This window comes from Streptomyces anandii JCM 4720, assembly GCF_014650655.1.
In the GTDB taxonomy this organism is placed as follows: Bacteria; Actinomycetota; Actinomycetes; order Streptomycetales; family Streptomycetaceae; genus Streptomyces; species Streptomyces anandii.
In genome coordinates, this window is record NZ_BMVJ01000064.1 from 320 (window position 1) to 2,404 (window position 2,085).

A 2,085-nucleotide genomic window follows, 5' to 3' on the forward strand; every position below is an offset into this window, starting at 1 on the left:
GGAGCGTCTCGCCCTTCCAGGCGAAGACCGGGATGCCCGCGGCGGCCACGGCGGCGGCCGCGTGGTCCTGCGTGGAGTAGATGTTGCAGGACGCCCAGCGGACCTCGGCGCCCAGCGCGACCAGGGTCTCGATCAGGACGGCCGTCTGCACGGTCATGTGCAGGGAGCCGGTGATCCGGGCGCCCTGCAGCGGCCGGCGCTCGGCGTACTCCTCACGGATCGCCATCAGGCCGGGCATCTCGTGCTCGGCGAGGGTGATCTCCTTGCGGCCGAACCCGGCCAGGGAAAGGTCGGCGACCTTGAAATCCGCGAACTCAGCTGACACGGAGACTCCTTGAACTCATGACGTCGCGGTGGATGTCCAGGGCCGCGGTGGACTTGTTGAGGGTGATGTAGTGCAGGCCGGGCGCGCCCTCGGCGAGCAGCCGCTCGGCCATGCGGGTCGCGTGCTCGACCCCGACGCGGTGCCCGGCCGCCGCGTCCCCGCGGGCCGCCTCCAGGCGGTGCGCCAGGTCCTCGGGGAAGGCCGCGTTGCTCAGCTCGGCGAAACGGCGGATCTGCCGTACGTCGGTGGCGGGCATGATCTCCGGGATGATCGGGATGTCGCAGCCGGCCGCCGCCACCCGGTCCCGCAGCCGCAGATAGTCCTCCACGTCGAAGAACATCTGCGTGATCGCGTAGTCCGCGCCCGCCCGGCACTTGGCCACGAAGTGCCGGATGTCGGACCGCCAGTCCGCCGAGCGCGGGTGCTTCTCCGGGAAGGCGGCCACCCCGATCGTGAAGTCGCCCAGCGAACGCACCAGTTCGACCAGTTGGTAGGCGTGTGTGAAGCCGTCCGGGTGCGGCACCCACGGGCCGCACGGGTCGCCCGGCGGGTCACCGCGCAGGGCGAGTACGTCCCGGATGCCGGCGTCGGCGTAGGCGCCGATGATCTGCCGCAGCTCGGCCACCGAGTGGCCCACCGCCGTCAGATGGGCCACCGGGCGCAGCGTGGTCTCCCGGGCGATGCGCCGGGTCACCTCGACGGTACGGTCCCGGGAGGAACCCCCGGCGCCGTAGGTGACCGACACGAAGTCCGGGCGCAGCGACTCGACCCGGCGGACGGTGTCCCACAGGGTCCGCTCCCCGGCCGGGGTCCTGGGCGGGAAGAACTCGAAGGAGAAGGTCGTCACCGCTCGCCTCCCGCGTTGAAGTAGCTCGCCTCGGGGTGGTGCACGACGATCGCGTCCGTGGACTGCTCGGGGTGCAGCTGGAACTCCTCGGACAGGTGGACGCCGATGCGCTCCGGCCACAGCAGCTCGGCGATCTTCGCCCGGTCCTCCAGGTCGGGGCAGGCCGGATAGCCCAGGGAGTAGCGGCACCCCTGGTAGGCGGTGCGGAACATGCCGTCCAGCGTGTCCGGGTCGCCGCCCGCGATACCGAGCTCGGCGCGCACCCGCGCGTGCCAGTACTCGGCCAACGCCTCGGCCAACTGCACCGACAGCCCGTGCAGTTCGAGGTAGTCGCGGTAGGAGTGCGACTCGAACAGCTCCGCCGTGGCCTCGCCGATCCGGGAGCCGACGGTGACGACCTGGAAGCCGACCACATCGGTCTCGCCGGACTCCTCCGGGCGGAAGAAGTCGGCCAGGCACAGCCGGCGGCCGTGCCGCTGGCGCGGGAAGGTGAACCGGGTGCGCTCGTTGCCCTGTTCGTCGAGGACGATCAGGTCGTCGTTCTTGGAGACGCAGGGGAAGTAGCCGTGGACGACCGCGGCCTCCAGCAGGTTCTCCGTCTGGAGCCGGTCGAGCAGTCCGCGCAGCCTGGGCCGGCCCTCGGTCTCCACCAGCTCCTTGGTCAGTCCCCACTGCCCCCGGAAGAGAGCCGTCTCGTCCAGCCAGGAGGCGTACTCCCTGAGCTGGATGCCCTTGATGACTCGGGTTCCCCAGAAGGGCGGGGTGGGGACGGGATTGCCGGTGGCGACGTCGGAGCGGCTGTGGCCCTCCTCGGGGCGGTCGGGGCGGTCTTGGACCTCGACGGTGGTGGCGCGGACGCGGCGGGGGCGCAGTTCGGGGAGTTCGGCCCCGGGCACGCCGCGCTTGACGCCGA

At 71.6% G+C, this 2,085-nt stretch carries 3 protein-coding genes; all 3 read right to left on the reverse strand.

Annotation, left to right across the window (positions count from 1 at the left end; all coding sequences use genetic code 11):
• On the reverse strand, nt 1-325 hold a 325-nt coding region (locus IE249_RS39600; RefSeq protein WP_229860012.1), incomplete at its 3' end, for an adenosylhomocysteinase.
• Nucleotides 315-1,172, reverse strand: a complete 858-nt coding sequence (gene metF / locus IE249_RS35255; protein ID WP_189711565.1) for a methylenetetrahydrofolate reductase [NAD(P)H] — start codon at nt 1,170-1,172, stop codon at nt 315-317. The genes metF and IE249_RS39600, both read right to left, overlap by 11 nt.
• On the reverse strand, nt 1,169-2,085 hold a 917-nt coding region (locus IE249_RS35260), incomplete at its 5' end, for a vitamin B12 dependent-methionine synthase activation domain-containing protein (RefSeq protein ID WP_308434442.1). The genes metF and IE249_RS35260, both read right to left, overlap by 4 nt.